Raw genomic sequence first — 388 nt, 5'->3', positions numbered from 1 at the left:
AGCCAAACAATCCCGCTCGGCACTCAAGCGCACCGGCTTTCGGGAGATCGCCCGCGATGCTAACAAAGCGGAGAACAGCCTTGCACGACTGGGCACGTCTCTTCGTAATCTGATCCTGGCCAGTACCGGTGTTTATGCCCTCAAGCGGGCCATGCAAGGCGTGCTCAGTGTTGGCGACAAATACGAACGCCTCGCCATCCAGATGGAAGCCCTGATGGGCAGCGTCGCAGCCGGTGAGCAGGCGGTGGGCTGGATCAAGGAGTTCACCAAGAGCACTCCCCTGCAGCTCGATCAAGTGACGCAGGCGTTTGTGACGCTCAAGAACTTCGGCCTCGATCCCATGGACGGCACCCTGCTCGCGCTGGTGGATCAGAACGCCAAGCTGGGC

1 protein-coding gene is annotated in these 388 nt (G+C 60.8%); it reads left to right on the top strand.

What is annotated here, in order from left to right; genetic code table 11:
- A partial coding sequence (locus E1189_RS23830; RefSeq protein ID WP_230460266.1) for a hypothetical protein occupies window positions 1-388 on the top strand: 388 nt, incomplete at both ends.

Source organism: Parendozoicomonas verongulae, from assembly GCF_009711465.1.
Lineage (GTDB): Bacteria > Pseudomonadota > Gammaproteobacteria > Pseudomonadales > Endozoicomonadaceae > Sansalvadorimonas > Sansalvadorimonas verongulae.
This window is presented reverse-complemented; position numbering and strand designations above follow the sequence as displayed.